21 protein-coding genes are annotated in these 23,540 nt (G+C 69.4%); 7 read left to right on the top strand and 14 right to left on the bottom strand.

Features of this window, described 5'->3' with window-relative positions; all coding sequences use genetic code 11:
* Positions 1-85: 85 nt before the first annotated feature.
* Positions 86-262, top strand: coding sequence for a hypothetical protein (locus M1203_RS32595; RefSeq protein ID WP_249953447.1), 177 nt, complete (start codon positions 86-88; stop codon positions 260-262).
* A 94-nt stretch (positions 263-356) separates the two neighbouring features.
* On the opposite strand, the gene pyk is transcribed toward M1203_RS32595, so the two are convergent.
* The 3 genes from pyk to pta form a co-directional block, all read right to left on the bottom strand.
* A complete protein-coding gene (gene pyk, locus M1203_RS32590) occupies positions 357-1,787 on the bottom strand; it encodes a pyruvate kinase (protein ID WP_249953446.1) in 1,431 nt (476 codons plus the stop codon).
* Between the two features lie 74 nt (positions 1,788-1,861).
* Complete coding sequence (locus tag M1203_RS32585) at positions 1,862-3,127, bottom strand: acetate kinase (RefSeq protein ID WP_249953445.1); 1,266 nt, start codon at positions 3,125-3,127, stop codon at positions 1,862-1,864.
* Positions 3,128-3,159: 32 nt separating this feature from the next.
* Positions 3,160-5,235, bottom strand: coding sequence for a phosphate acetyltransferase (gene pta, locus M1203_RS32580; protein WP_249953444.1), 2,076 nt, complete (start codon positions 5,233-5,235; stop codon positions 3,160-3,162).
* Positions 5,236-5,630: 395 nt separating this feature from the next.
* On the opposite strand from pta, the gene M1203_RS32575 reads away from it, so the two are divergent.
* Complete coding sequence (locus tag M1203_RS32575; RefSeq protein WP_249953443.1) at positions 5,631-6,656, top strand: ATP-dependent 6-phosphofructokinase; 1,026 nt, start codon at positions 5,631-5,633, stop codon at positions 6,654-6,656.
* Between the two features lie 627 nt (positions 6,657-7,283).
* On the opposite strand, the gene M1203_RS32570 is transcribed toward M1203_RS32575, so the two are convergent.
* The 5 genes from M1203_RS32570 to M1203_RS32550 form a co-directional block, all read right to left on the bottom strand.
* Complete coding sequence (locus M1203_RS32570; RefSeq protein WP_249953442.1) at positions 7,284-8,111, bottom strand: carbohydrate ABC transporter permease; 828 nt, start codon at positions 8,109-8,111, stop codon at positions 7,284-7,286.
* A 1-nt stretch (position 8,112) separates the two neighbouring features.
* On the bottom strand, positions 8,113-8,994 hold the full coding sequence (locus tag M1203_RS32565) for a carbohydrate ABC transporter permease (RefSeq protein WP_249953441.1): 882 nt from the start codon (positions 8,992-8,994) through the stop codon (positions 8,113-8,115).
* Entirely contained in the window at positions 8,991-10,343 is a 1,353-nt protein-coding gene (locus tag M1203_RS32560) for an ABC transporter substrate-binding protein (protein ID WP_249953440.1), read from the bottom strand. The genes M1203_RS32565 and M1203_RS32560 overlap by 4 nt, the downstream gene beginning before the upstream one ends.
* Positions 10,344-10,494: 151 nt before the next feature.
* The gene (locus tag M1203_RS32555; protein WP_249953439.1) at positions 10,495-11,226 is read right to left on the bottom strand and encodes a response regulator; all 732 of its coding nucleotides are present in this window, start codon (positions 11,224-11,226) and stop codon (positions 10,495-10,497) included.
* Complete coding sequence (locus M1203_RS32550) at positions 11,223-12,899, bottom strand: sensor histidine kinase (RefSeq protein ID WP_249953438.1); 1,677 nt, start codon at positions 12,897-12,899, stop codon at positions 11,223-11,225. The genes M1203_RS32555 and M1203_RS32550 overlap by 4 nt, the downstream gene beginning before the upstream one ends.
* A 136-nt stretch (positions 12,900-13,035) precedes the next feature.
* Between M1203_RS32550 and M1203_RS32545 the strand changes: the two genes are divergently transcribed.
* Entirely contained in the window at positions 13,036-14,415 is a 1,380-nt protein-coding gene (locus M1203_RS32545) for a cation:dicarboxylate symporter family transporter (protein WP_249953437.1), read from the top strand.
* 240 nt (positions 14,416-14,655) lie between these two features.
* Here the strand turns inward: M1203_RS32545 and M1203_RS32540 are convergent, their stop codons facing one another.
* Complete coding sequence (locus M1203_RS32540; RefSeq protein ID WP_249953436.1) at positions 14,656-15,450, bottom strand: IclR family transcriptional regulator; 795 nt, start codon at positions 15,448-15,450, stop codon at positions 14,656-14,658.
* A gap of 166 nt (positions 15,451-15,616) precedes the next feature.
* Here M1203_RS32540 and M1203_RS32535 point away from each other — a divergent pair, with 166 nt between their 5' ends.
* The gene (locus tag M1203_RS32535) at positions 15,617-16,585 is read left to right on the top strand and encodes a 5-dehydro-4-deoxyglucarate dehydratase (protein ID WP_249953435.1); all 969 of its coding nucleotides are present in this window, start codon (positions 15,617-15,619) and stop codon (positions 16,583-16,585) included.
* Between the two features lie 126 nt (positions 16,586-16,711).
* Here M1203_RS32535 and M1203_RS32530 read toward each other — a convergent pair whose 3' ends face one another.
* Positions 16,712-17,917, bottom strand: coding sequence for a cytochrome P450 (locus M1203_RS32530; RefSeq protein ID WP_249953434.1), 1,206 nt, complete (start codon positions 17,915-17,917; stop codon positions 16,712-16,714).
* 227 nt (positions 17,918-18,144) lie between these two features.
* Between M1203_RS32530 and M1203_RS32525 the strand changes: the two genes are divergently transcribed.
* From M1203_RS32525 to M1203_RS32515, 3 genes are all read left to right on the top strand, one after another.
* Entirely contained in the window at positions 18,145-18,285 is a 141-nt protein-coding gene (locus tag M1203_RS32525; protein ID WP_249953433.1) for a hypothetical protein, read from the top strand.
* The gene (locus M1203_RS32520; RefSeq protein ID WP_249953432.1) at positions 18,282-19,472 is read left to right on the top strand and encodes a methyltransferase domain-containing protein; all 1,191 of its coding nucleotides are present in this window, start codon (positions 18,282-18,284) and stop codon (positions 19,470-19,472) included. Before M1203_RS32525 ends, M1203_RS32520 begins: the two co-directional genes overlap by 4 nt.
* Positions 19,473-19,663: 191 nt before the next feature.
* Positions 19,664-20,230, top strand: a complete 567-nt coding sequence (locus M1203_RS32515; RefSeq protein ID WP_249953431.1) for a hypothetical protein — start codon at positions 19,664-19,666, stop codon at positions 20,228-20,230.
* Between the two features lie 320 nt (positions 20,231-20,550).
* On the opposite strand, the gene M1203_RS32510 is transcribed toward M1203_RS32515, so the two are convergent.
* The 4 genes from M1203_RS32510 to M1203_RS32495 all read right to left on the bottom strand — a co-directional run bounded on the left by M1203_RS32510 (position 20,551) and on the right by M1203_RS32495 (position 23,535).
* Complete coding sequence (locus M1203_RS32510) at positions 20,551-21,552, bottom strand: helix-turn-helix domain-containing protein (protein WP_249953430.1); 1,002 nt, start codon at positions 21,550-21,552, stop codon at positions 20,551-20,553.
* A gap of 183 nt (positions 21,553-21,735) precedes the next feature.
* Positions 21,736-22,683 carry an SUKH-3 domain-containing protein gene (locus M1203_RS32505; protein WP_249953429.1) on the bottom strand — a complete coding sequence of 316 codons (948 nt, stop codon included), beginning with the start codon at positions 22,681-22,683 and terminating at the stop codon, positions 21,736-21,738.
* On the bottom strand, positions 22,680-23,069 hold the full coding sequence (locus M1203_RS32500) for a YwqJ-related putative deaminase (protein WP_249953428.1): 390 nt from the start codon (positions 23,067-23,069) through the stop codon (positions 22,680-22,682). Before M1203_RS32500 ends, M1203_RS32505 begins: the two co-directional genes overlap by 4 nt.
* A complete protein-coding gene (locus M1203_RS32495; RefSeq protein ID WP_249953427.1) occupies positions 23,062-23,535 on the bottom strand; it encodes an SUKH-3 domain-containing protein in 474 nt (157 codons plus the stop codon). The genes M1203_RS32500 and M1203_RS32495 overlap by 8 nt, the downstream gene beginning before the upstream one ends.
* Positions 23,536-23,540: the final 5 nt, after the last annotated feature.

The following is a 23,540-nucleotide window of genomic DNA, read 5'->3' as shown; positions in this document are numbered from 1 at the left end:
CGCCGGCCGGTGCGGGCCACAGCCGTTCCCGCGGCTCGCGGGGCGGCGAACGAGGACAACGTCATCAAGAGATTGAAGAAGATCTATGGGTGATCCGCTGCACCGTGTCAGAACCGAGCACTTCGACGCCGTCTTCGATCTGGTGATCACCCGGTACGCGGGGGTTCCCGCGATGACGCGCGTCCTGGAGATGGCTCACGCGCGGGGTGAACTGGGTTCGCTGCTCGTGGAGTTGGCACCCCCGTCGGCGGACGAGGACTGATCCGGCGCCCTTACGGCGAAGCGACTGTGGGCCGCGCCCCCTCAAGGGCGCGGCCCACGGCCGTACAAGCGCGTCACCGCGTCGGGCGTACGCCTCAGTCGCGGTCGCCGCCGCCCAGGTGGTGGACGCGGACCATGTTCGTGGTGCCGGGGACGCCGGGAGGGGAGCCGGCGGTGATGATCATGGCGTCGCCCTCGTTGTAGCGCTGGAGCTTCAGCAGCTCCTCGTCCACCAGATCGACCATCGCGTCCGTGCTGCTCACCCAGGGCACGATGAAGGACTCCACGCCCCAGCTCAGGGTGAGCTGGTTACGGGTGGACTCGTCCGTCGTGAAGGCCAGGATCGGCTGGGCCGCGCGGTAGCGGGAGAGGCGGCGGGCCGTGTCGCCGGACTGGGTGAAGGCGACCAGCGCCTTGCCGCCCAGGAAGTCCGCGATCTCACAGGCGGCGCGGGCCACCGAACCGCCCTGGGTACGCGGCTTCTTGCCCGGGACCAACGGCTGGAGGCCCTTGGAGAGCAGCTCCTCCTCGGCCGCGACCACGATCTTCGACATCGTCTTGACCGTCTCGACCGGGTACGCGCCCACCGAGGACTCGGCGGAGAGCATGACCGCGTCCGCGCCGTCCAGGATCGCGTTCGCGACATCGGACGCCTCGGCGCGGGTGGGGCGGGAGTTGGTGATCATCGACTCCATCATCTGGGTCGCCACGATCACCGGCTTGGCGTTGCGGCGGCACAGCTCGATCAGCCGCTTCTGCACCATCGGGACCTTTTCGAGCGGGTACTCGACGGCCAGGTCGCCGCGCGCCACCATGACGCTGTCGAAGGCCGCGACCACGGCCTCCATGTTGGCGACCGCCTGCGGCTTCTCGACCTTGGCGATGATGGGGACCCGGCGGCCCTCCTCGTCCATGATCTTGTGGACGTCCAGTACGTCGTGCGCGTCGCGGACGAACGAGAGCGCGATCATGTCGCAGCCCATCCGCAGACCGAAGCGCAGGTCCTCGATGTCCTTCTCGGACAGGGCGGGGACATTGACCGCCGCGCCCGGCAGGTTGATGCCCTTGTGGTCGGAGATCACCCCGCCCTCGATGACGATGGACTTGACCTGCGGGCCGTCGACCTCGACCACCCGCAGCTCGACATTGCCGTCGTTGATCAGGATCTGGTCGCCCTTGGAGACATCCCCGGGCAGGCCCTTGTAGGTGGTGCCGCAGATGGACTTGTCGCCGGCGACATCCTCGGTGGTGATGGTGAACTCGTCACCGCGCACCAGCTCGACCGGGCCCTCGGCGAAGGTCTCCAGACGGATCTTGGGGCCCTGGAGGTCGACGAGGACACCCACGGCGCGGCCGGTGTCCTCGGCCGCCTTCCGCACGCGGTTGTACCGCTCCTGGTGCTCCGGGTGGCTTCCGTGGCTCATGTTGAGTCGGGCCACATTCATACCGGCCTCGATGAGCGACTTCAGCTGCTCGTACGAGTCGACGGCGGGGCCCAGTGTGCAGACGATTTTGGAACGGCGCATGAGGCGGATCCTATCGGTTTGTTTCGATGCGGAATATTCCGTCTGGTGGAAAGTACAAATGGGCGGGTGCCCGCTCAGGCGTCGACTGCTCGATCCTCGACGACCAGTGCGAAGGTCTGTTGCGCGATCTCCAGCTCCTCGTCCGTCGGGACCACGGCGACCACGGTCCCGGCGGACTCCGGAGAGATGATCCGCGGCTCGTCGGAACGTACGGTATTGCGCTCCGCGTCCACCGCCAGGCCAAGACTCTCCAGACCTGCGACGGCAGCTTCCCGCACCGGCGCCGCGTTCTCACCCACACCCGCCGTGAAGACCAGCGCGTCCACCCGCCCGAGAACCGCGGTATAAGCGCCGATGTACTTCTTCAACCGGTGGATATAGATGTCGAAAGCGAGAGCCGCCCGCTCGTCGCCCTCGTCGACCCTGCGGCGGATCTCCCGCATGTCGTTGTCCCCGCAGAGGCCGACCAGACCACTCTTTTTGTTCAGAAGTTCATCGATCTCGTCAACGGACATTCCGGCGACACGCTTCAGATGGAAGGTGACCGCCGGATCGATGTCGCCGGACCGCGTCCCCATCACCAGCCCCTCCAGCGGAGTCAGCCCCATCGAGGTGTCCACGCACCGCCCGCCCTCGACGGCGGACGCCGACGCGCCGTTGCCGAGGTGCAGCACGATCACATTCACCTCGGACGGATCCTTGCCGAGCAACTCGGCGGTCTTCCGGGAGACATACGCGTGCGAGGTGCCGTGGAAGCCGTAGCGGCGGATACGGTGCGCGTCGGCCGTCGCGGTGTCGATCGCGTACCGCGCGGCGTACTCCGGCATCGTCGTATGGAACGCGGTGTCGAAGACCGCCACCTGCGGCAGATCGGAACGGAGCTCCCGCGCCGTACGGATACCGATCAGGTTCGCCGGATTGTGCAGCGGCGCCACCGGCACCAGCCGCTCGATCTCCTTCAGCACGGCGTCGTCGATGAGGGTCGGCTCGCTGAACTCCAGCCCGCCGTGGACGACGCGATGGCCGATGGCCGCCAGATCGGGGGAGTCGAGCCCCAGCCCGTCGCGCGCCAGCTCGTCCGCGACCGCCTCAAGCGCCGCCGCGTGATCGGCGATTCTCCCCGTACGCTCGCGCTTCCCCCCGGGCCCTCCGGCCAGCGGGGTGTGCACCAGCCGCGAGGTCTCCTCGCCGATGCGCTCCACCAGACCGACCGCGAGCCGGGAGCTGTCCCGCATCTCCAGCAGTTGGTACTTCACCGACGAGGAGCCGGAGTTGAGGACGAGGACACGGGTGGCGGGGGAGTGCGCGGTCACGGGCTGTCGGCCTTCTGTCGTAGTCATGGAATCGTGGTCATCGTCGCGGGCGGCGGTGCTCACGCGCCCTCGCCCTGCGCCTGGATGGCCGTGATGGCGACCGTATTCACAATGTCCTGCACGAGCGCCCCGCGCGAAAGGTCATTGACCGGCTTGCGCAGCCCCTGGAGCACCGGGCCCACGGCCACGGCTCCCGCCGAGCGCTGCACGGCCTTGTAGGTGTTGTTGCCGGTGTTCAGGTCGGGGAAGATCAGCACCGTCGCCCGGCCCGCCACCTCCGACTCGGGCAGCTTGGTCGCCGCCACGGACGGCTCGACCGCCGCGTCGTACTGGATCGGCCCCTCGATCCGCAGATCCGGCCGCGCCGCCCGCACCAGCTCCGTGGCCTCGCGCACCTTGTCGACATCCGCGCCCGAGCCCGACGTACCCGTGGAGTACGAGAGCATCGCGATCCGCGGCTCGACCCCGAAACGGGCGGCGGTGGCGGCGGACTGGACGGCGATGTCCGAGAGCTGCGCCGCGTCCGGATCCGGGTTCACCGCGCAGTCGCCGTACACCAGCACCTTGTCGGCGAGGCACATGAAGAAGACCGACGAGACGATGGAGGCGTCCGCCCGCGTCTTGATGATCTCGAAGGCCGGCCGGATGGTGGCGGCCGTGGAGTGCACGGAACCGGAGACCATGCCGTCGGCCAGCCCCTCCCGCACCATCAGCGTGCCGAAGTAGTTGACGTCCGCCACCACGTCGTACGCCAGCTCCACCGACACGCCCCGGTGGGCGCGCAGTTGCGCGTACCGCTCCGCGAAGGACTGGCGCAGCTCGGAGGTGGCCGGATCGATCAGCTGTGTCGCGGAGAGATCGATACCGAGGTCGGCCGCCTTCTTACGGATGACATCCGTGTCGCCCAGCAGCGTCAGCTCGCACACATCGCGGCGCAGCAGCACATCGGCGGCGCGCAGCACACGTTCCTCCGCGCCCTCGGGCAGGACGACACGACGGCGGTGCGCGCGGGCCTGTTCGAGCAGTTCGTGCTCGAACATCATCGGCGTCACCCGGCCGCTGCGCGCCACCGACATCCGGGCCAGCAGCGCCCCGGTGTCCACATGCCGCTCGAACAGACCCAGCGCCGTCTCCGCCTTGCGTGGCGTCGCGGCGTTCAACTTCCCTTCCAGCCCGAAGAGTTCGGTGGCCGTGGGGAAGGAGCGGCCGGGCACCGACACCACCGGAGTGCCGGGCGCGAGCCGCGCCGCCAGGGTCAGTATCGAGTCCCCGGGACGCTCGTCCAGCGTGAGCAGCACCCCCGCTATGGGCGGTGTCCCCGCGGAGTGGGCGGCGAGCGCCCCCACGACCAGATCGGCACGGTCCCCGGGGGTGACCACCATGCACCCGGGGGTCAGCGCACCCAGGAAGTTCGGCAGCATCGCGCCGCCGAAGACGAAGTCCAGCGCGTCCCTTGCCAGGCCCGAATCGTCCCCGAGCAGCACCGTGCCCCCCAGGGCCGCGGTGATCTGGGCCACCGTCGGGGCCGCCAGCGCCGGCTCGTCCGGCAGTACGTAACAGTCCACCGGGAGCTGGGCCGCCAGCCCCTCGGCGATCGCCTCGCGGTCCTCGGCGGCCACCCGGTTGACGACCATGGTCAGCACATCGCAGCCCAGCACCTGGTACGCGCGGTGGGCGTTGCGCGCCTCGGCCCGTACGGACTCGGCCGTCTGCCCCTTGCCGCCCACCACGGGTATCACCGACGCGCCGAACTCGTTGGCGAGCCGGGCGTTGAGCGACAGCTCGTCGGGCAGCTGCGTCGCCGCGAAGTCCGTACCGAGCACGAGCACGACCTCGTACTCCCGCGCCACCCGGTGGAACCGTTCGACCAGCCGCGAGACCAACTCGTCGGTGCCCCGCTCGGCCTGGAGCGCGGACGCCTCGTGGTAGTCGAGTCCGTACACCGTCGCCGGATCCTGTGACAGCCGGTAGCGGGCCCGCAACAGATCGAAGAGCCGGTCGGGACCGTCATGGACCAGCGGACGGAAGACCCCCACCCGGTCCACCTGCCGGGTCAGTAGCTCCATGACCCCCAGCTCCACGACCTGGCGGCCGTCCCCGCGGTCGATCCCGGTCACGTACACGCTGCGCGTCACGCGTGCTCTCCCGTCCCTGTTCATGGGGACGTCCCACTCCGACGGGGTGGCCCCGCGGCCCGTAGGAGGTCCCGGCTCCTGTGATCAGCGATTCCCGTTAGGGTGGCAATGCCCTCTTGACAATACCTCCGGGGGTGGTTAAGTCGCCCGGGGAGTACGAGACGCCCCCCGGCACCGGAAAACCCCAGGTCGGACCGTTCCCGCCCGCCGAACGGACCCCCTGACCGGGCATCCGGGCACCGCCCGGCGTGACCGCCGGAGCCGCGATCGCCGCCCGAGCGGTCGGCACGTGGCCTGGATCACCCGTGGGAGGATCGGACCGCTCAAGCCCGGGGCCCTCCTTTCCCGGACAAGCACAGCACTGGCGAGCACTAGCGAGCAGGAGACACAGCACGATGCGTATCGGAGTTCTCACCGCAGGCGGCGACTGTCCGGGCCTCAACGCAGTGATCCGTTCGGTCGTGCACCGGGCCATGACCGGGCACGGAGATGAGGTCATCGGCTTCGAGGACGGCTTCAAGGGGCTGCTCGACGGCCACTTCCGGCCACTGGACCTGAACGCCGTCAGCGGCATCCTGGCCCGCGGCGGTACGATCCTCGGCTCGGCCCGTCTTGAGCGCGGCCGGCTCCGCGAAGCGGCGGAGAACTGCGCCGAGTTGGCCCGCCGGTACGGCATCGACGCGCTCATCCCGATCGGCGGCGAGGGCACGCTGACCGCGGCGCGGCTGCTCTCCGACGCCGGGATGCCCGTCGTCGGCGTCCCCAAGACCATCGACAACGACATCTACTCCACGGACCGCACCTTCGGCTTCGACACGGCGGTCACGGTCGCCACGGAGGCGATCGACCGGCTCAAGACCACCGCCGAGTCCCACCAGCGGGTCATGGTCGTCGAGGTCATGGGCCGGCACGCGGGCTGGATCGCGCTGGAGTCCGGCATGGCGGGCGGCGCGCACGGCATCTGTCTGCCGGAGCGGCCCTTCGAGGTCGACAGCCTGGTCAAGATGGTCGAGGCGCGGTTCTCGCGGGGCAAGAAGTTCGCGGTCATCTGCGTCGCGGAGGGCGCGCATCCCGCGCAGGACTCCATGGAGTACGGCAAGGGCGAGATCGACCAGTTCGGGCACGAGCGCTTCCGGGGCATCGGCAACGTACTGGCGGCGGAGCTGGAGCGCCGCCTCGGCAAGGAGGCGCGGCCGGTGATCCTGGGCCACGTCCAGCGCGGGGGTACGCCGACGGCGTACGACCGGGTGCTGGCGACGCGGTTCGGCTGGCATGCGGTGGAGGCGGCGCACCGGGGGGAGTTCGGGCGGATGACGGCGCTGCGGGGGACGACGGTGGAGATGGTGCCGCTGGCGGAGGCGGTGACGCAACTGAAGACGGTGCCGGAGAACAGGATGTTCGAGGCGGAGTCTGTGTTCTGAGGGGGGTTCGTTTCGGCGGGGGCCGGTGGTTGGGTGCGGGTTGTTGCCGGGGTGCGGTGCGCCTCCGGCGGGGTGCGGATGCGTGGCCGGGTGCGGGTTGTTGCCGGGGTGCGCTCCGGGTTCGCGTCCGGGACTGCATGATTTACGGCGCGCCGCTGGCCTGTCGTTGGTTCGGGCGTTCGCGCGCCACAAATCACGCTCTACGTCCCGGACACGATCCCTGCGCGCCCCCCTTCACCGCCCGCACAAGCGGCCCGGCCGTGCGCGAGGGCGAGTGTGCCCACCGNCTGGCCTGTCGTTGGTTCGGGCGTTCGCGCGCCACAAATCACGCTCTACGTCCCGGACACGATCCCTGCGCGCCCCCCTTCACCGCCCGCACAAGCGGCCCGGCCGTGCGCGAGGGCGAGTGTGCCCACCGGGGGGAGGGGGTCGGGGTCGTAGGAGGTGCGTGTCCGGACACTAAAGCGTGATTTGTGGCGCGCGGACGCCCGAACCATCGTCTGGGCAGGGTCGCGCCGTACGGGGGTCCGGGGGTGTCCCCCGGGAAAGCACAGCATGCCGTCCGGACATGTACCTCCGGAGGCCCCGGCCCCCGGCCGACAACGACGCGACCGCAACCCAACGCCGTCACCCTTTAACCGCGCCGCCCAGCGCGAACCCCCCTCCCAGCCGCCGCGATATCAGCACGTACAGGATCAGCACCGGCGCCGAGTACAAGATCGAGAACGCCGCCAACTGCCCGTAGATCACCGACCCGTAGTTGCCGAAGAACGTGAAGATCGACACGGACGCGGGCAGTTGGTCCGGGCTCAGCAGCAGCATGAAGGGTACGAAGAAGTTCCCCCACAGCTGGATGAAGGTGTAGATCGTCACCACGGTCACCCCCGGCCCCATCAGCGGCAGCACCACCCGCGTCAGCGCCTGGAAGTTCGACGCCCCGTCCGTCCAGGCCGCCTCTTCGAGGACCGTCGGTACCCCGTCCATGAAGTTCTTCATCAGCCAGATGGAGAACGGCAGTTGGGACGTGGCGAGGAAGAGGGACGTGCCGTAGGTGGTGTCGATGAGGTTGACCTGCACGAACAGCCCGTACACCGGCACCATGATCGCCGTGATCGGGAGACAGGTCGTGAACAGGATCGTCAGCAGATACGGCCGGTTGAAGCGCGAGCGGTAGCGGGAGAGCGGGTACGCCGCCAGCGCCGCGCAGATCACGGTCAGGATCGTCGCGCTGCCGCACAGCAGCAGGCTGTTGAGCATCGGCGTGAAGGTGATCTCGTCGGTGAGGACCGCGCTGAAGTTGTCGCCGGTGAGCGACGAGGGCGCCCGTACGCGCAGATCCGCGTCGGCGTCGACCGAGGCGAGGGCCAGCCAGAGCAGCGGTAGTGCGAACGCGGCGGCGGTCAGGAGCAGCGCGGCGTCGGCCGAGAGGCGGGTGCGGGTGCGGCGGGTCGGCACGTCAGACCTCCACCCTCATCAGGCGCAGATAGACGAGCGAGAAGAGCGAGCCGACCAGCAGAAGGAGCAGCGCGACCGCCGTTCCGTAGCCGATCAGGCTCTTCTGGAACGCCTGGTCGTACATGAAGACCGGGAGGGTCTGGCTGCGGTTGCCGGGGCCGCCGCGCGTCATCGCCCAGATCAGACCGAAGACGGAGAGGGTGGAGAGAGTGTTGAGCATCAGGTTCGTGCCGATGGAGCGGCGGATCATCGGCAGGGTGATGTGCCAGAGCCTGCGCACCCCGCTCGCGCCGTCGACCTGCGCCGCCTCCGTGATGTCCTTGGGTATCTCGGAGAGCGCGGCGGAGTAGATCAGCATCGAGAACGCCGTGCCGCGCCAGACGTTGGCGAAGGACACCGCCAGGATCGGCAGGGTGTACAGCCAGTTCTGGGAGGGGAGTTGGAGCCAGTCCAGGACCGCGTTGAGGGTGCCCTCGCGGCGGAAGAAGGCGTAGAGCAGGAACGCCGCGACGATCTCCGGCAGTACCCAGGCGGCGATGACCAGGGCGCCGGTGAGCGTACGGACCGGCCGGGACGCGGCCCGCATCAGGCCGGCGAGGGCGAGTCCCAGGGTGTTCTGGCCGACGATGGAGGAGACGAAGGTGAAGACCAGCGTCAGCCAGACGGCGTTGCGGAAGTTCTCGTCGGCGAAGGCCCGGCGGAAGTTCGCCAGGCCCACGAAGTCCGAGGAGGACGAGCCGGTCAGCTGGGTGTTGGTGAAGGCGATCCAGACGCAGTAGGCGATGGGGCCGGCCAGGAAGAGCACCAGCAGGAGCGTGGCGGGGGCGAGTGGCACCCAGCGCCACAGCCGGCCCTGCCGGCGGCCCGCGTGCGCGGTGCTCACCTGCCGACCACCGCGCCGTCGGTGAGTGTCTTCAGCTGGTCGTCGTACTCCTTCGCCGCCTGCTCGGGTGAGCCGTCACCCGTGGTCACCGTCTCCATCGCCTCGCCGATCGCCGTGGAGACCTGCGGATAGACGGGCAGGGCCGGGCGGTAGTGGGTGAACTCGACCAGCCCGGTGAAGAATTCGATGCCCGGCATGGACTTGAGATAGCGCGGATCGGCCGCCACATCCTTCCGTACGGCGATCTGCGCGCCGACGATGTCCCATTCGACCGCGTTCTCCTTGGTCTGCTGGGTCTTGATGAACTCCCAGGCGAGATCGGGGTTCTTGGCCTTCGCCGGGATCGCCCATGTCCAGCCGCCCGACATCGACACCTTGCCCGGCGCCTGCCCGTGCTGGGTCGGCATGGGCGTCTGGGCGAGATCCTTTGACCAGTCCGGCCACTCCTTGGGGCCCTTGTTGATCCAGTTCTGGCCCATCCAGGATCCGTCCAGCGAGATCGCCAGCTTCCCTTCCGGGAACCACTCCGTGGCGACGCGGGTGCCGACGTTGGGGTCGAGGGCGTCGGAGACGTCCGGGCCGAGCTTCTCGCCGTACACCGTCTCCACGAAGCCCAGCGCGTCCCGGAAGCCCTGGCCGCCCGTCACCCACTTCTTGGCGGAGGCGTCGTAGAGCGGGTCGGCGCCCGTGCCGTACAGCAGCATCTCGAAGCCCTGCATCACGGCCGCCTCGCCGGGGCCCTTGCCGGTGTAGACATTGAGCGGGATGACCCCGGGCACCTTCCGCTTGACGGTACGGGCCGCGTCCAGGATCTCCGCCCAGTTCCTGGGCTGCCAGTCGGCGGGCAGCCCCGCCTTCGCGAAGATCTCCTTGTTGAACCAGAGGCCGCGGGTGTCGGTGCCGTCGGGGATTCCGTATGTCTTGCCGTCCTCCGCCTTGGCCGCCGACTTCGCCGTGTCGACGAACTGGTCCCAGTCGGCCCACTTCGCCAAGTAGTCGTCCAGCGGGCGCAGATAGCCTGCCTTGATGTCGGAGTTGATCCGGAAGGTGTCCTCGTAGACCAGATCGGGGGCGGTCTTCGGGGAGCGCATCATCTGCTGCGCCTTGGTGGCGTAGTCGTTGTCCGGGGCCTGGATCGGGATGAGCTCGACCTTCTTGCCCGGATTCTCCTTCTCGAACTGCCGCTTCACGGACTCCAGATAGTTGTCCTTGAAGCGGATCTTGTTGTCCGTGGAGCGGTTGTAGGCGACCTTGACGGTGTCGGGATCGCTTCCTGAACCGCCGCCGCACGCCGTGAGCGAACCGGCGGCGAGCACGGCGACGAGGACCAGCGGGGCGGTGGGGCGCACGGGCACGACCTCCTCTGAGCCACAGTGGGCTGCCGCGACCGTAGGACTGGGCCATTACCAAGGTCAATCCCCGTGCAGGGTCGAGTGGTTGGCGCCCGGCGCCCGCTGACGGGGGTGGCTTCCGGTATGTCCCGCGCGGATCGCGGTCCGGTCAGTGGCCCGCGGGGAGCCAGCGGTACTGCAACTCGGGGCGCCCGACCTGGCCGTACTGCGGGCTGCGCTGCGCCCGTCCGTTGGTGACCAGATGTTCCAGATAGCGCCGCGCGGTGATCCGGGAGATCCCCACCTTCGCACCGGCCTCGGCGGCGGTGAGTCCTTCGGCCGAGGCGCGCAGCGCCCGGGTCACCGCCGACAGGGTCGGGGCGCTCAGCCCCTTCGGCAGCGAGGCGGGCTGCGGCGCCCGGAGCGCGCCGAGCGCCCGGTCCACCTCCTCCTGGCCGCTCGCCTCGCCGGCCGCCGCCCGGAACTCGGCGTACCGCACGAGCCGGTCACGGAGGGTCGCGAAGGTGAAGGGCTTCAGTACGTACTGAACGACCCCGAGCGACACCCCTTCCCGAACCACCGCGAGATCGCGTGCCGAGGTGACCGCGATGACATCCGCGTGGTGCCCGCCGGCCCGCAGGCTGCGCAGGAGCTGGAGGCCGTGCCCGTCCGGGAGGTACAGGTCGAGGAGGATCAGATCGATGTCCGTACGCTCCAGCAGCCGGCCGGCCTCCACCCGGGAGTGGGCGACGCCCGCGACGGTGAAGCCGGGGACCCGGCCGACGTAGAGCTGATGGGCGTCCGCCGCGACCGGATCGTCCTCGACCACGAGGACGCGGATCGGCGTGACTCCGGGGCCGGGGCCCGTGGGGCCGGCCGGACCTGCGGGGCCGGGGCTCACCGGGCCGCCTCCATCCCGTCGCCGGCGGTCCTGGCGGCGACGACCGGGCCGCCGGCCCGCCCGTCGGCCGGATCGTCGGCCGGATCGGGTCCCGGCCGCCCCGCCAGCGGCAGCCGTACGGTGAACTCCGCCCCGCCCTCAGGGCCCTCCGCGAGCTTCACCGTCCCCCGCGCGCGATGCACCGCCTGCCGTACGAGCGCCAGGCCGAGACCGCGCCCGGGGCCCCGGGTCGACCAGCCGCGCCGGAACACCTCGTCCATGTCCCCGGGCGCGACCCCGGCGCCGGTGTCCCGCACGCCCAGCAGCAGTTCGCCGTCCTCCACCAGGGCCGTCACGGTGATCCGCGCGCCCTCGCCGCCCTGCGCCGCGTCCATCGCGTTGTCGATCAGATTGCCCAGGATGGTCACCAGATCGCGGGCCGGGAGCGTCGAGGGGAGGACGCCGTCGTCGATCCGGCTGTTCTCGGCGAGCTCCAGCTCCACACCGCGCTCATTGGCCTGCGCCGCCTTCCCCAGCAGCAGGGCCGCGAGAACAGGCTCGCCGACCGCGCCCACCACCCGGTCGGTGAGCGCCTGTGCCAGCTCAAGCTCCGCCGTGGCGAACTCCACCGCCTGCTCCACCCGTCCCAGTTCGATCAGCGACACCACCGTGTGCAGCCGGTTGGCCGCCTCGTGCGCCTGTGAGCGCAGGGCCTGGGTGAAGCCCCGCTCGGAGTCCAACTCGCCCGACAGCGCCTGGAGTTCGGTGTGGTCGCGCAAGGTGACGACCGTACCGCGCTGCTCCCCGCCGACCACCGGTCGCGTGTTCACGACCACGACCCGGTCGGCGGTCATATGCACCTCGTCCACCCGGGGCTCCGAGGCCAGCAGCGCGCCGGTGAGCGGGACGGGCAGCCCCAGCTCGGCGATGGGACGGCCCACCGCGGAGTCGTCCAGACCCAGCAACTCGCGCCCGCCGTCGTTCATCAACGCGATCCTGCGTCCGCCGTCGAGCATCAGCAGCCCCTCGCTCACGGCGTGCAGCGCCGCCTCGTGGTAGTCGTGCATCCGGCTGAGCTCCGCCGCGTTCATCCCGTGGGTGTGCCGGCGCAGCCGCGCGTTGATCACATACGTACCCAGGCCGCCGAGTGCCAAGGCCGCGCCCGCTGCCAGGGCCAGCACCTTGACCTGCTCGGTGACCTCGCTGGAGATCCGGTCCACGGTGATCCCGACGCTGACCAGACCGGTGATGCGGTCGCCGTCCCGTACCGGAGTGACCGCCCGGACCGAGGGGCCGAGCGTGCCCGTGTAGGTCTCGGTGAAGGTCTCGCCGCGCAGCGCGGGCGCCGTGCGGCCCAGGAAGGGCATCCCGATCTGCGCCGGGTCGGGGTGCGTCCAGCGGATCCCCTCCGGGTTCATGATCGTGATGAAGTCGATTCCGGTGTCCAGCCGCACGCGTTCCGCGTATGGCTGGAGTGCGGCGCTCGGATCAGGGGTACGGATCGCCTCCCGTACCGACGGCGAGTCGGCGAGCGTGTACGCCGTGGCCAGAACCTGCTTGCGCGCGGTCTCGCCCGTATTGGCGCGACCGGTGACGAACGCGAAGACCGCGCACCCCGCGACGACAGCCGCGACCAGCACGACCTGCATCGCGAAGAGCTGGGCGGCGAGACTGCGGGGGAGCGGCAGATGCATGAAACAAGAATGCCTGGCCGGATTCATATGAACGAAATGAACGTAAGGGTGACCGGCGTCACACGGTGGTGGATAGTCACCGGGACCCCTCGGGACAGGGACGGGGGATTCGCAGGAGACGAGTCGAGGAGGACCCGTGGCCGCAAGGCGGGACCGTACCCACTATCTGTACATCGCGGTGATCGTCGCCGTCGCGCTCGGCATTCTGGTGGGCTTCGCGGCTCCTGGCGTGGCCGTCGAACTGAAGCCGATCGGTACCGGCTTCGTGAACCTCATCAAGATGATGATCTCGCCCGTGATCTTCTGCACGATCGTGCTGGGAGTCGGGTCGGTCAGGAAGGCGGCCAAGGTCGGCGCGGTCGGCGGGCTCGCCCTCGGCTACTTCATGGCGATGTCGACCGTCGCCCTGGCCATCGGCCTGGTCGTCGGAAACATCCTGGAGCCCGGTTCGGGTCTCCACCTCACCGAGGCCACCCGTGAAGCGGGCGCCGCCCAGGCGACCGGTGCGAGCGAGTCCACCGCGGACTTCCTGCTCGGCATCATCCCGACGACGATCGTCTCGGCCTTCACCGAGGGCTCGGTCCTCCAGACGCTGATGGTCGCGCTGCTGGCGGGCTTCGCGCTCCAGGCCATGGGCTCCGCGGGCGAGCCGGTGCTGCGGGGTATCGGGCACATCCAGCGCCTGGTCTTCCGGATGCTCGCGATGATCATGTGGGCCGCGCCGGTCGGTGCCTTCGGCGCCATCGCGGCGGTGGTCGGCGAGACCGGTCTCGACGCGCTGAAGTCGCTCGCGATCATCATGATCGGCTTCTACATCACCTGCGCGCTCTTCGTCTTCGTCATCCTCGGCGCGCTGCTGAGGCTGGTCGCGGGCCTGAACATCTTCACGCTGCTGAAGTACCTGGGCCGTGAGTTCCTGCTGATCCTCTCGACCTCCTCCTCCGAGTCGGCGCTGCCGCGGCTCATCGCGAAGATGGAGCACCTGGGTGTCAGCAAGCCCGTCGTCGGTATCACCGTCCCGACCGGCTACTCCTTCAACCTGGACGGCACGGCCATCTATCTGACGATGGCCTCGCTCTTCATCGCCGAGGGCATGGGCGACCCGCTCTCGATCGGTGAACAGGTCTCGCTGCTCCTCTTCATGATCATCGCGTCCAAGGGCGCGGCGGGTGTCACCGGCGCGGGCCTGGCGACGCTGGCCGGCGGTCTCCAGTCGCACCGGCCCGAACTGGTCGACGGTGTCGGTCTGATCGTCGGTATCGACCGCTTCATGAGCGAGGCGCGTGCCATGACGAACTTCGCGGGCAACGCGGTCGCCACGGTCCTGGTCGGTACGTGGACCAAGGAGATCGACAAGCAGCGCGTGGACGAGGTGCTGGCCGGAAAGATCCCGTTCGACGAGAAGACCCTGGTGGACGACCACGGTTCGGTCGGCGACGCGGGGGACACGGGGGACGCGACCCAGAGCGTGCCCGAGCCGCGCAGCATGGAGAAGGCGGACAAGGCGGGGGTCTGATCCCCCCACTCGCACCATGATCCCGGCCGGGGTCTCCCCCCTCACCCCGGCCCCACGAAGACCGGCCGTACGGAGACGCTTCCGTGCGGCCGGTCTGTCGCGTGCCCGGAACGGGCGCTCGGGCCCGAGCCGAACGGCAGGGCCTAGGGCGTGTGGCGAAAGTAGCGCCGTCCGCCCGCAGGGCGTCGCGAGCCAGGCGGGACTTTCGATACGAGCCAGGCGGGACTTTCGGTACACGCCCTAACGCCACTGCGGCGCGGAGCCCGCCGCCCTCGGGGCCGTCGCCTCGATCTTGGCCCTGATCTCGCGCATGACCGAGACGATCCGCCGCTCGTGCTCCTCCGTCAGGCGTGTGGTCGGCACCGAGCAGCTGACGGCATCCGTGGCCGGTACGTCGTAACGCAGCGCGAAGCCGAACCCGGTGATGCCCGCCATGCTCTCCTCGCGGTCGATCGCGAAGCCGCGCTCCCGAACCCGCGCCAGATCCGCGGCGAGTGACGCGCGATCGGGGTGGGTATTGGGGGTCAGCCGGCGCAGCGGGCCCTCCGGCAGTGGCAGCCGTGCCGGGTCGCGCTCCGCGAGCAGCGCCTTGCCGAGCGCCCCGGCGTGCGCCGGCAGTCTGCGGCCGACCCGGCTGACCGGGCGCAGATACTCGTGCGACTCGCGGGTGGCGAGATAGACGACATCGCCACCGTCCAGCCGGGCGAGGTGGATCGTCTCGCCGAGCTCGTCGGACGCCTCGTCCAGGAACGGACGCGCGGCGCCCACGCGCGGGTCGGCGTCCAGATAGCTGGTGCCGGTGAGCAGCACCCGGATGCCGATGCCGTACAGCGATCCCGTGGTGTCCGTACGGACCCAGCCGCGGTCGATCAGCGTCTGGAGCAGCGCGTACATGCTGCTGCGCGGCACGTCCAGTTCCTCGGCGAGCTCACGCAGCCGGGCGGGCCGGTCGCCCCGGGCCGCGAGGACTTCCAGCAGCTCGACGGTGCGGGCCGCCGACTTCACTTCGCGTACGCCGCCGCTGTCGTCGGACATGGCTCAGATCGTAATCGGCGGCGGTACGGCGGACGTACGACAGCCGTACCGCCGCCGTACGGCGGCGATACCTCCGCCGCCGCTGCCGTATCTCTTGACGACCCTCGTCCACATCCCTAACCTCCATCCTCATACATAGACGTCATCTACATGGGGAGACGATCACATGGTGGCCCTCACGGCCGACGCGGCGACGACGACGGCCCGGCTGCGCGACGGCATGGCGAAGGGGGTGCTCTCCTTCCCGCTCACCAGCTTCACCGGCGAGCGGGGCGGACCCGGCGGCCCCGCGCTCGATCTGCCCGCGTTCCGTGACTACCTCGCCGCCCAGATCGAGACGGGTCCCGGGGCGATCTTCCCCGCGTGCGGCACCGGAGAGTTCTTCTCCCTCGACGAGGACGAGTACCGGCAGGTGATCACCGCGTCCGTACAGGAGGCCGGCGGACGGCTGCCGGTCGTCGCCGGGATCGGCTACGGCTGGGCCCAGGCCGCGCGCTTCGCCCGGATCGCGGAGGAGGCGGGGGCGGACGCGGCGCTCGTACTGCCGCACTATCTCGTCAGGGCGCCGGGGGCCGGACTCGTGGCGCAACTGCGCCAGATCGCCGCCCGTACCCGGCTGCCGCTCATCGCCTACCAGCGCGACCAGGTCACCTTCGGCGTCGAAAACGTCCGCGAACTGGCCGGGATCCCCGGAGTCATCGGCCTCAAGGACGGCCACAGCGACCTCGACCGGCTGCAACGCCTCAAGCTGGCCGCGCCGGAGGACTTCCTCTTCTTCAACGGCGCCGCCACCGCCGAGGTCCAGGCCAGGCCGTACGCGAGCATCGGCATCACCGCGTACTCCTCCGCCGTGCACGCCTTCGCGCCCGAGATCGCCAACGCCTTCTTCGCCGCACAGCGCGACGGCGACGACGCGGCCGTCGAGCGGCTGCTGCGGGGCTTCTACGTACCGCTCGTCGAACTGCGCGACCGCGGCACCGGCTACGCCGTCTCGCTGGTCAAGGCCGCGGCGCGGCTGCGCGGACGGCCGGTCGGACCGGTGCGGGCGCCGCTCATGGACCCGGGGCCGGACGATCTCGCGGCGCTCGAAGAACTGCTCGCGGCGGGACTCGACCTCGTAGGGGCAACGAAGTGAGGAAGACCGCCGGGACGACAACCTCCGTACCCCGGCCGTCCGTACCGATGTGATCGGGCATCGGTACGGACGGCAGCGGCACGGACGGCCGCTCCGGGGCTGGGGCGGCGATCCGGGGCGGGCTGTCTACCAGGCCACCGGCAGCTCGTGCGGGAAGCGCCGGATCGTCTCCGTGTCCCAGCGCAGCTCCTCGGCCGGCACCGCGAGCCGCAGCCCCGGGAAGCGGTCCACCAGACGGCCGATGGTGGCCTCCAGCTCCGCCATGGCCAGGGGAGCGGCGATACAGCGGTGCCCGCCCCAGCCGAACGTCATGTGCGGGGTGGGCGGACGGTGCGGATCGATGACATCGGGGTCGGGGAACCGCTCCGGATCTCGGTTCGCCGTCAGATACGACACATGGACGAAGTCACCGGCCCGGATCCGCACCCCGCCCATCTCCACATCCTCCGTGGCGACGCGCGGGATGCCCACGCCCTTGCGGAAGGGGATGTACCGAAGGAGCTCGTCCAGCACCTGCCTGAGCGATTCCGGCCGGCTCCGCACCAGGTCCATCAGCTCCGGGCGGGTGAGCAGGAGGAACGCGATATTGCTGATCTGGCAGGTCGCCGTGTCGTGACCGCTCAGCATGAGCGTCAGCGACATGACGGCCAGGTCCTTGTCGTCCAGGGCGTCGTCGCCGTCCTTGGCGGCGGCCAGCATGCTGATCAGATCGTCCCCGGGCGCACGCCGCCGCTCCGCCACCAGCCCGCCGAAGTACTCCCGCAGTTGCGCCTTGGCGTCCGCGGCAGCCTGCCGGGAGTCGGGGGCCGTGGACAGCAGCTGATGAGCGTACTCCTGCATCCGCGGCCTGTCCGGCGGCGCGATGCCCAGCAGTTCGCAGATGGTGTGCTGGGGGAGCTTGTCCGACAGATGCCCGACCAGATCGGCCGGCGGGCCGTCCTCGGCCATCTCGTCGAGGAGCTGATCGACGATGCCCTCGACGGCGGGCCGCATCCGGTCCACATGCCGCGGCGTGAACGCCTGCGAGGCCAGCCGCCGCAGCCGGCTGCTGATGGGCGGGTCCATCACATTGATCGACTCGGGGGAGACGATCGGCTCCGGCGTCATCCTGGGGTAGTTGTGGCTCATGATCCCCGCGCGGCTGAACCGGGGATCGGTCGTCACCTGCCGTACCCCGTCCCAGTTTGTGACGAGCCACGCGTCCGCCTCACCGTAGGGCAGCCGGATCCGGGTGACGGGCCCCTGGGACATGAGGTCGCCGAGCGAGGGGTCGAAGTCCATGCCCTTGCTGAAGTCGAACGGACAGGTGGTCGTTTCCCCGATTTCGGTCATCGCGTACTCCAGGACGAGCGCGGACGTTGTGGGCGAGGGATAAGTACCTCGCCCATTTCGGGGATATGCCTACTGACCGGCAAATGGGTACGAGGTGTGGGGGCGTGTCAGACCCGGGGCGCACGGGGGCGGCGAGAAGACGCCAACCTCTCGTAGGGAAGCCCGGCGATCGCTTCAATGGGTGAGAGAGAGGTGATTCGGGTGACTTGTGAGGGGAGCGTCTGCCGATGGCCGAACAGCTGGGCAGGAGCGAGGACGGCAGGGACGACGAGAAGAAGGACAGCCTTCCCGGTGAGCCATGGAAACCGATCCTGGAGCCGCATCCGGACGGCGGATCGCCGGATGGCGACGGGAAGCACCGCAAGTGACAGCTGTATCTGAGCAGGAACGCCGCGCTGGTGAAGAACTGGCGCGGCATCTCCTCGACATCGGGGTTTTGACGCCTGAGTGGGCCGAGGCGCTCAGGGCCGTGCCACGATCGCTCTTCCTGCCGGATCCGTTCTGGGCCTATGACATGACGACCAGCCTCAGCGTTCCCGTCTTCAGAAGCGATGACCTCGCCCGCTGGGCGAGAGCCGCGTACGAGAATGTCCCCTTGGTCACTCAATGGGATGACGGGCAGCATACGGGCGACAAGCCGGGCTCGAAGGCAACCAGTTCGGCGAGCATGCCGTCGGTCGTTGTCTCCATGCTCCGTGATCTGGAGCTGAGCGACGGAATGCGGGTGCTGGAGGTGGGCACCGGCACCGGCTGGAACGCCGGGCTCCTCGCGCACCGTCTGGGCAACGGGAACGTGGTGAGCGTCGAGATCGACCCGGCGGTCGCGGCAAGCGCCTCCGCCGCGCTGACGCGTGCCGGACTCGGTCCACGACTGGTCGAGGGCGACGGCCGGGAGGGCTGGCCCATCGGCGCCCCGTACGACCGGGTGATCGTCACGGCGGGGGTACGGAATTTCCCGGCCAAGTGGTTGGAACAGACGCGACCTGGCGGGATCATCCTTGCTCCCTGGGGCACCCACTACAGCCATCAGGACGGGCTCGTTCGGCTAGCGGTAGGCGAGGACGGGCGCGCTGTCGGCCCGTTCATCCGGATGGTCGAGTTCATGAAGCTCCGAGACCAGCGTCTCGACTGGAACTTGTTCGTCGAACACGTGAAAGAGTTTCCTGGCAACGCCGAAGACTCCAGAACTTCCCTCACCCTGGCGGACATTGGGAGCCGTTACGACGCGGCCGACTTTGTCGTCGGGCTCTGCGTGCCTGACTGCGCCCATGTCGTGAACGCCGGTGACTCGGGGAAGGAAGGCGACGCGAAGGCGTGGTTCTTCGACTTCCTCAGCCAGTCGTGGGCGGCTGTCGTCTTCAGTCCGGGCGCGCCGGACGCCACGGTCTACCAGTCGGGCCCGCGCCGCCTCTGGGACGAAGTGGAGCAGGCCCTGACCTGGTGGATCAGCCAAGGACGGCCCGCCGTCGACCGATTCGGCCTGACCGTGGACCGGGACGGAACCACCCGCCCCTGGCTGAACACCCCGGCCGGCGTCCTTCCATCGTTCGCCTGAGTCGGTCGCCGGTGTTCGTCGGGATCTCACAGGCAGTCTCCATAAACATCGAGGCGGGTATATCAGGGCCGATTCACTCGATATGAGTGGGTGATCTTGAAAGTTCTCCCGCCGCGACGCCAGGTCGGGACGATCGGTTGGCCGCCCGCAATGGGTGGCCACACGCCATCGACCACAGAACGGACCCCACCATGGCCGAAGCACTCAAGTACGGCGACCGGATTCACCTGCAGAACGCCTACAGCAACTGGGGCGGCGGTTACCTCGACACCAACGGCCACAGCTCTGCCACCGGCAGCGTCTACGGGGTCTCCACCGCCGACAGCCCGAACCGGGGCGCGGGCACCGGAACCTGGGAGGTCGCTTCCGCCGACGGCAAGGCCGCCGGCACGCCGGTCGCCAGCGGAGACCTGATCACCCTGCGCAACCTGTACTCGGCCGGCAGCTACCTGGACACCAACGGGCATGCCACCGCGCAGCAGAAGAAGGCGGGCGGCAAGTACGACGTCTCCACCGCCAAGAGCGCCGACCGCGGCACGGGCACCGCCGAGTGGCGTATCTTCGCCCAGACCTCCGACCCGCAGGACACCGTCGTCCACATCGGGGACACCGTTCATCTGTGGAACGTCTACGGCGGCAACGGCGGATTCCTGGAGACCAACGGCACCGGCCCGGCCGGCGGCAAGTACGACGTCTGCACCAACGCCTACTACAACCGCGCCGCCAACGTGGCCGACTGGCGCGTCTCCCGCGCCTGACCACTCCTGACCCGCTGGTGGGACCGGCATGCCCGTCCCACCAGCAAGCCGGGGAAAGCCAACCGGCCGGGCGGCTGCCCACCCGGATGAACCGCGTGCTCCGGCCAGAACAGGCCGGCTCAACTCTCCGTGCCGTGCCCGCACTTCCAGCGGCAGGCACGCGCCGGAGTGAACGCTTCGTCAAGTAGTCGTGCACTACACGTCAAAGACCGCACCGGCGGCGTCGCGCATCCTTGTTGCGGCAGGCGATGGTCGCGCTGTCGAGTGCCGGCCTCCGTGGCCGCCGTCCACGGGGGAGACGGCGGCCGCGCGAAAGCCGGTTACGCCGGGGATTCGAGGGCCTGGCGGCGGTAGTCCCGGGGCGGGAGGTCGTAGGCGGTGCGGAAGGCGCGGGTGAACGTGGCGTGGTCCGGGAAGCCCCAGCGGGCCGCGATCCGGTGCACGGGTACGGTCCGCAGCGTGCCGTCGGTGAGGTCGCGACGGGCGCGTTCGAGGCGCTGGTCGCGGATCCAGGCCGCGACGGTGTCGTCGCGCGCGCGGAAGAGGCGGTGCAGATAGCTGACGGAGATGTGGTGTGCGGCGGCGATGGCGCCGGGTGACAACTCGGGATCGTGCAGATGCTGCTGTACGAACGCCTCGATGCGCAGCAGCAGCGCACGCTGCCGGGAGTCGTCCGGCACGCGCGCGTCGGCTTCGAGGTGGTGGGCGAGTACCGCGGTCAGCAGATCGAGGGCGACCGTACCCAGCCGGGGGGCGTCGGCCGGCCGGTAGGCGGCGGAGTCGGTCGTCAGGCTGGTGAGGAACTGGGTGAGCAGTGACCCCACGCCCTCGCGACCCGGGAGCGGCACCGCCATCAGCGCCGCGCTCCGGTCCGCGGGCAGGGGGAGCAGCGCGCGGGGTACATGGGCGCGTACGAGCGCGGCTGTCCCGCGGTCGCCGGCGATCTTCACGTCGAAGGGGCGCGAGCTGTCGTACAGCGCGAAGTCGAACGGTCCCAACTCCGCCTCGCGGGCGTCCTGGACGACACCGAGCCCGCCGCGCAGGGCGAAGACGACCGAGTACAACTCGGGGTCGCATCGCCGGATCAGCCGCGGGGTGCGCCGTACGTCCGAGGGCGAACAGGTCAGCTCGACGACATTCACGGCCGCGAGATCCAGCGCCCGCGCCGTGGCACTGAACCGCGCCGGCTCACCGCTCTCCACCCGCATCGGGTGCGGACTGTCGACCTGAAACGCGTCGAAGCGGGCCAGCCGCTCCGCCGGCGGCAGGTCATCGCTGTGAAAGACCGTCTCCATCATGATCACCACCTCCCCTGGCGTCACCGTAGCGGCTCCGGACGGCTCGTCGGCGCGACGGAGCACCCCTTCCAGTCACGTGCTCGCGGGCCAGGCCGTAGCCACTCTCCAAGAACGATCCCTGGGACTGTTCGCCTCCCGGAACCTGGCCGTGGGTAACTCCGGCCACAGGGTCCTTTCCCAGAAGGGGAGTACGGATTCTCGACCTCATTACGGCGAGGAGCGTCGGGTGTAGCGCGTCAGGTCCTCCGAGCAGGCCTGGACGGCTGCCCGAGATTCGCCGACCGAAGCGCCCGCGCCTGCGGAGAGGGAGAGCTCCGTCATTCCCGGGGCCTTCGCCGAGTGCCCGATGCGCACGGCGCAGCTGACGGAGGACAGCGGGGCGCTGGTGTTCTGCGGGGCGCTTACGGTCACAGTGAGTTCGGCACCCCGCACCGTGACTCCCTCGGCCTCGATCAGCGCCTCCATGCCGGCCGCGAGCGGCGTCGCGCTCTCCTCCAGCGAGCCGCTTGGCAGAGGAACGGTGCGGTTCAGGACCTCCGCTCCGATGCCGCGCAGCGCGGTGACGGTCAGCCGCAGGTCGCGGGCGCTGAACACCCGGCGATGGTGCAGGACGTACGTGGCGACCAGTGCGGTGCGTACCGCGTTGACGAGCGGCTTCCCGTCCGCTGTCGACGGTGCGATCCAAGCCCACCGCTGTGCGGCAATCCTGTGTGGGGCGCGTCCTTCTGCCAGCGCGGCGAGGCCTTCGGGCACAGTGTCGCCGAGATGCCAGCGCCCGCCGTGATCGATGGAGAAGAGGCGCCCTTTCTCGTCGACTGCGAGCAGCGCGTCCGCGTCCGTACGGCCGAACGGGAACAGCCGGGAGCCCAGGGACTCAGCGAGAAGCGTGAACGGGCGCAGGGCGTGCCGGGCTTCCGTGGGGTCGATCACACATCCAGTGGCCGCCACGTCGTGACCGGGTCCGGTCGGCTGTACGCGCAGTCCGTGGAACTCTCGCAACACCCGCTCTGCGGCCGGAAACAGCGCCCATACCGCTCCATCGGCCACCGGCTCGACGAGTGCGACGGTCCTGAGGATGGCTGACAGGGCGTCGTCCCTGACATCACGGCCGTTGTACCAGCCTGCGGTAGCCAGCGCGTCCCGGCCCCGTGTCATGAGCCGATGACTTCGATGCCGAGCCGGCTGAGCAGCACAGAGCAGGAGCGGCACACCTGTGCAGGGGCGCCGTGCTCGGGGTCGCCGTGGCTGCGGATCTTCTTCGCGACGAGTGCGGCACCTGCGAAATGGGCGACGGCCCCGTCGAGGGTCGTCGTCGAACCGTCGGTGTGTCGGCGGTCCAGGCCCCACAATTGGTCCGAGACCAGAGCGGACTCGGCGCAGTGTCCGATGAACGGCTCGCGTTGGTCCACGGGCAGCGTGTCGAAGAACTCCCGTACAGCGGGGTGAAGATCGGGCTGCTCGTCGCCATGGAGACTCGTGTGGCTGAAGATCTCGCCGTGGACGAGCAGTGACGCGGCCACGCCGGGAACGAGGTCAGACAAAGTAGTCCTCCGCATCTTCCATTTCGCTGCTCATCAGACTCATCAGCGCCTCGTACTTTTCACGCCCAAGATAATATGCCCCGGTGTGATGCGAAAAGAAGAACCGACCGGTTTCGTCCATGAGTATGGTCGAGCCGTCGTAGGTGTCGTATCCGACGGGGAAGAGCTTTGTGCCGAGATCTTCGGCAAGTTCAGAGATCTCCTCGGCGTCTCCCTTGAAGACGAGATGCGGCGTGAATATCGCGAAGTTCTCCGGAGCGGTGTCGATGACCGCCCGAAGGAACGCGTGCTCCCGGATGAAAGCGAGGGCAGGCGCGGAGGGCTCGATATCCACACCGTAGGAACTGTAGCGCTCGATCACCGCCGCGATCGCTTCGGACGCCTCCTCCCCGACGTTGCGCCCCGGGTGCCATCCGGCTTCTGTCAGCCACGCGTCGACTTCTTCGGCTGTGGAAAGTATCGGCATCGTAA

Origin of the sequence: Streptomyces sp. 35G-GA-8 (assembly GCF_023534745.1) — a bacterium.
Taxonomy (GTDB): Bacteria; Actinomycetota; Actinomycetes; order Streptomycetales; family Streptomycetaceae; genus Streptomyces.
The sequence above is the reverse complement of the archived record's forward strand: the minus strand, read 5'-3'. Positions and strand labels throughout refer to the sequence as shown.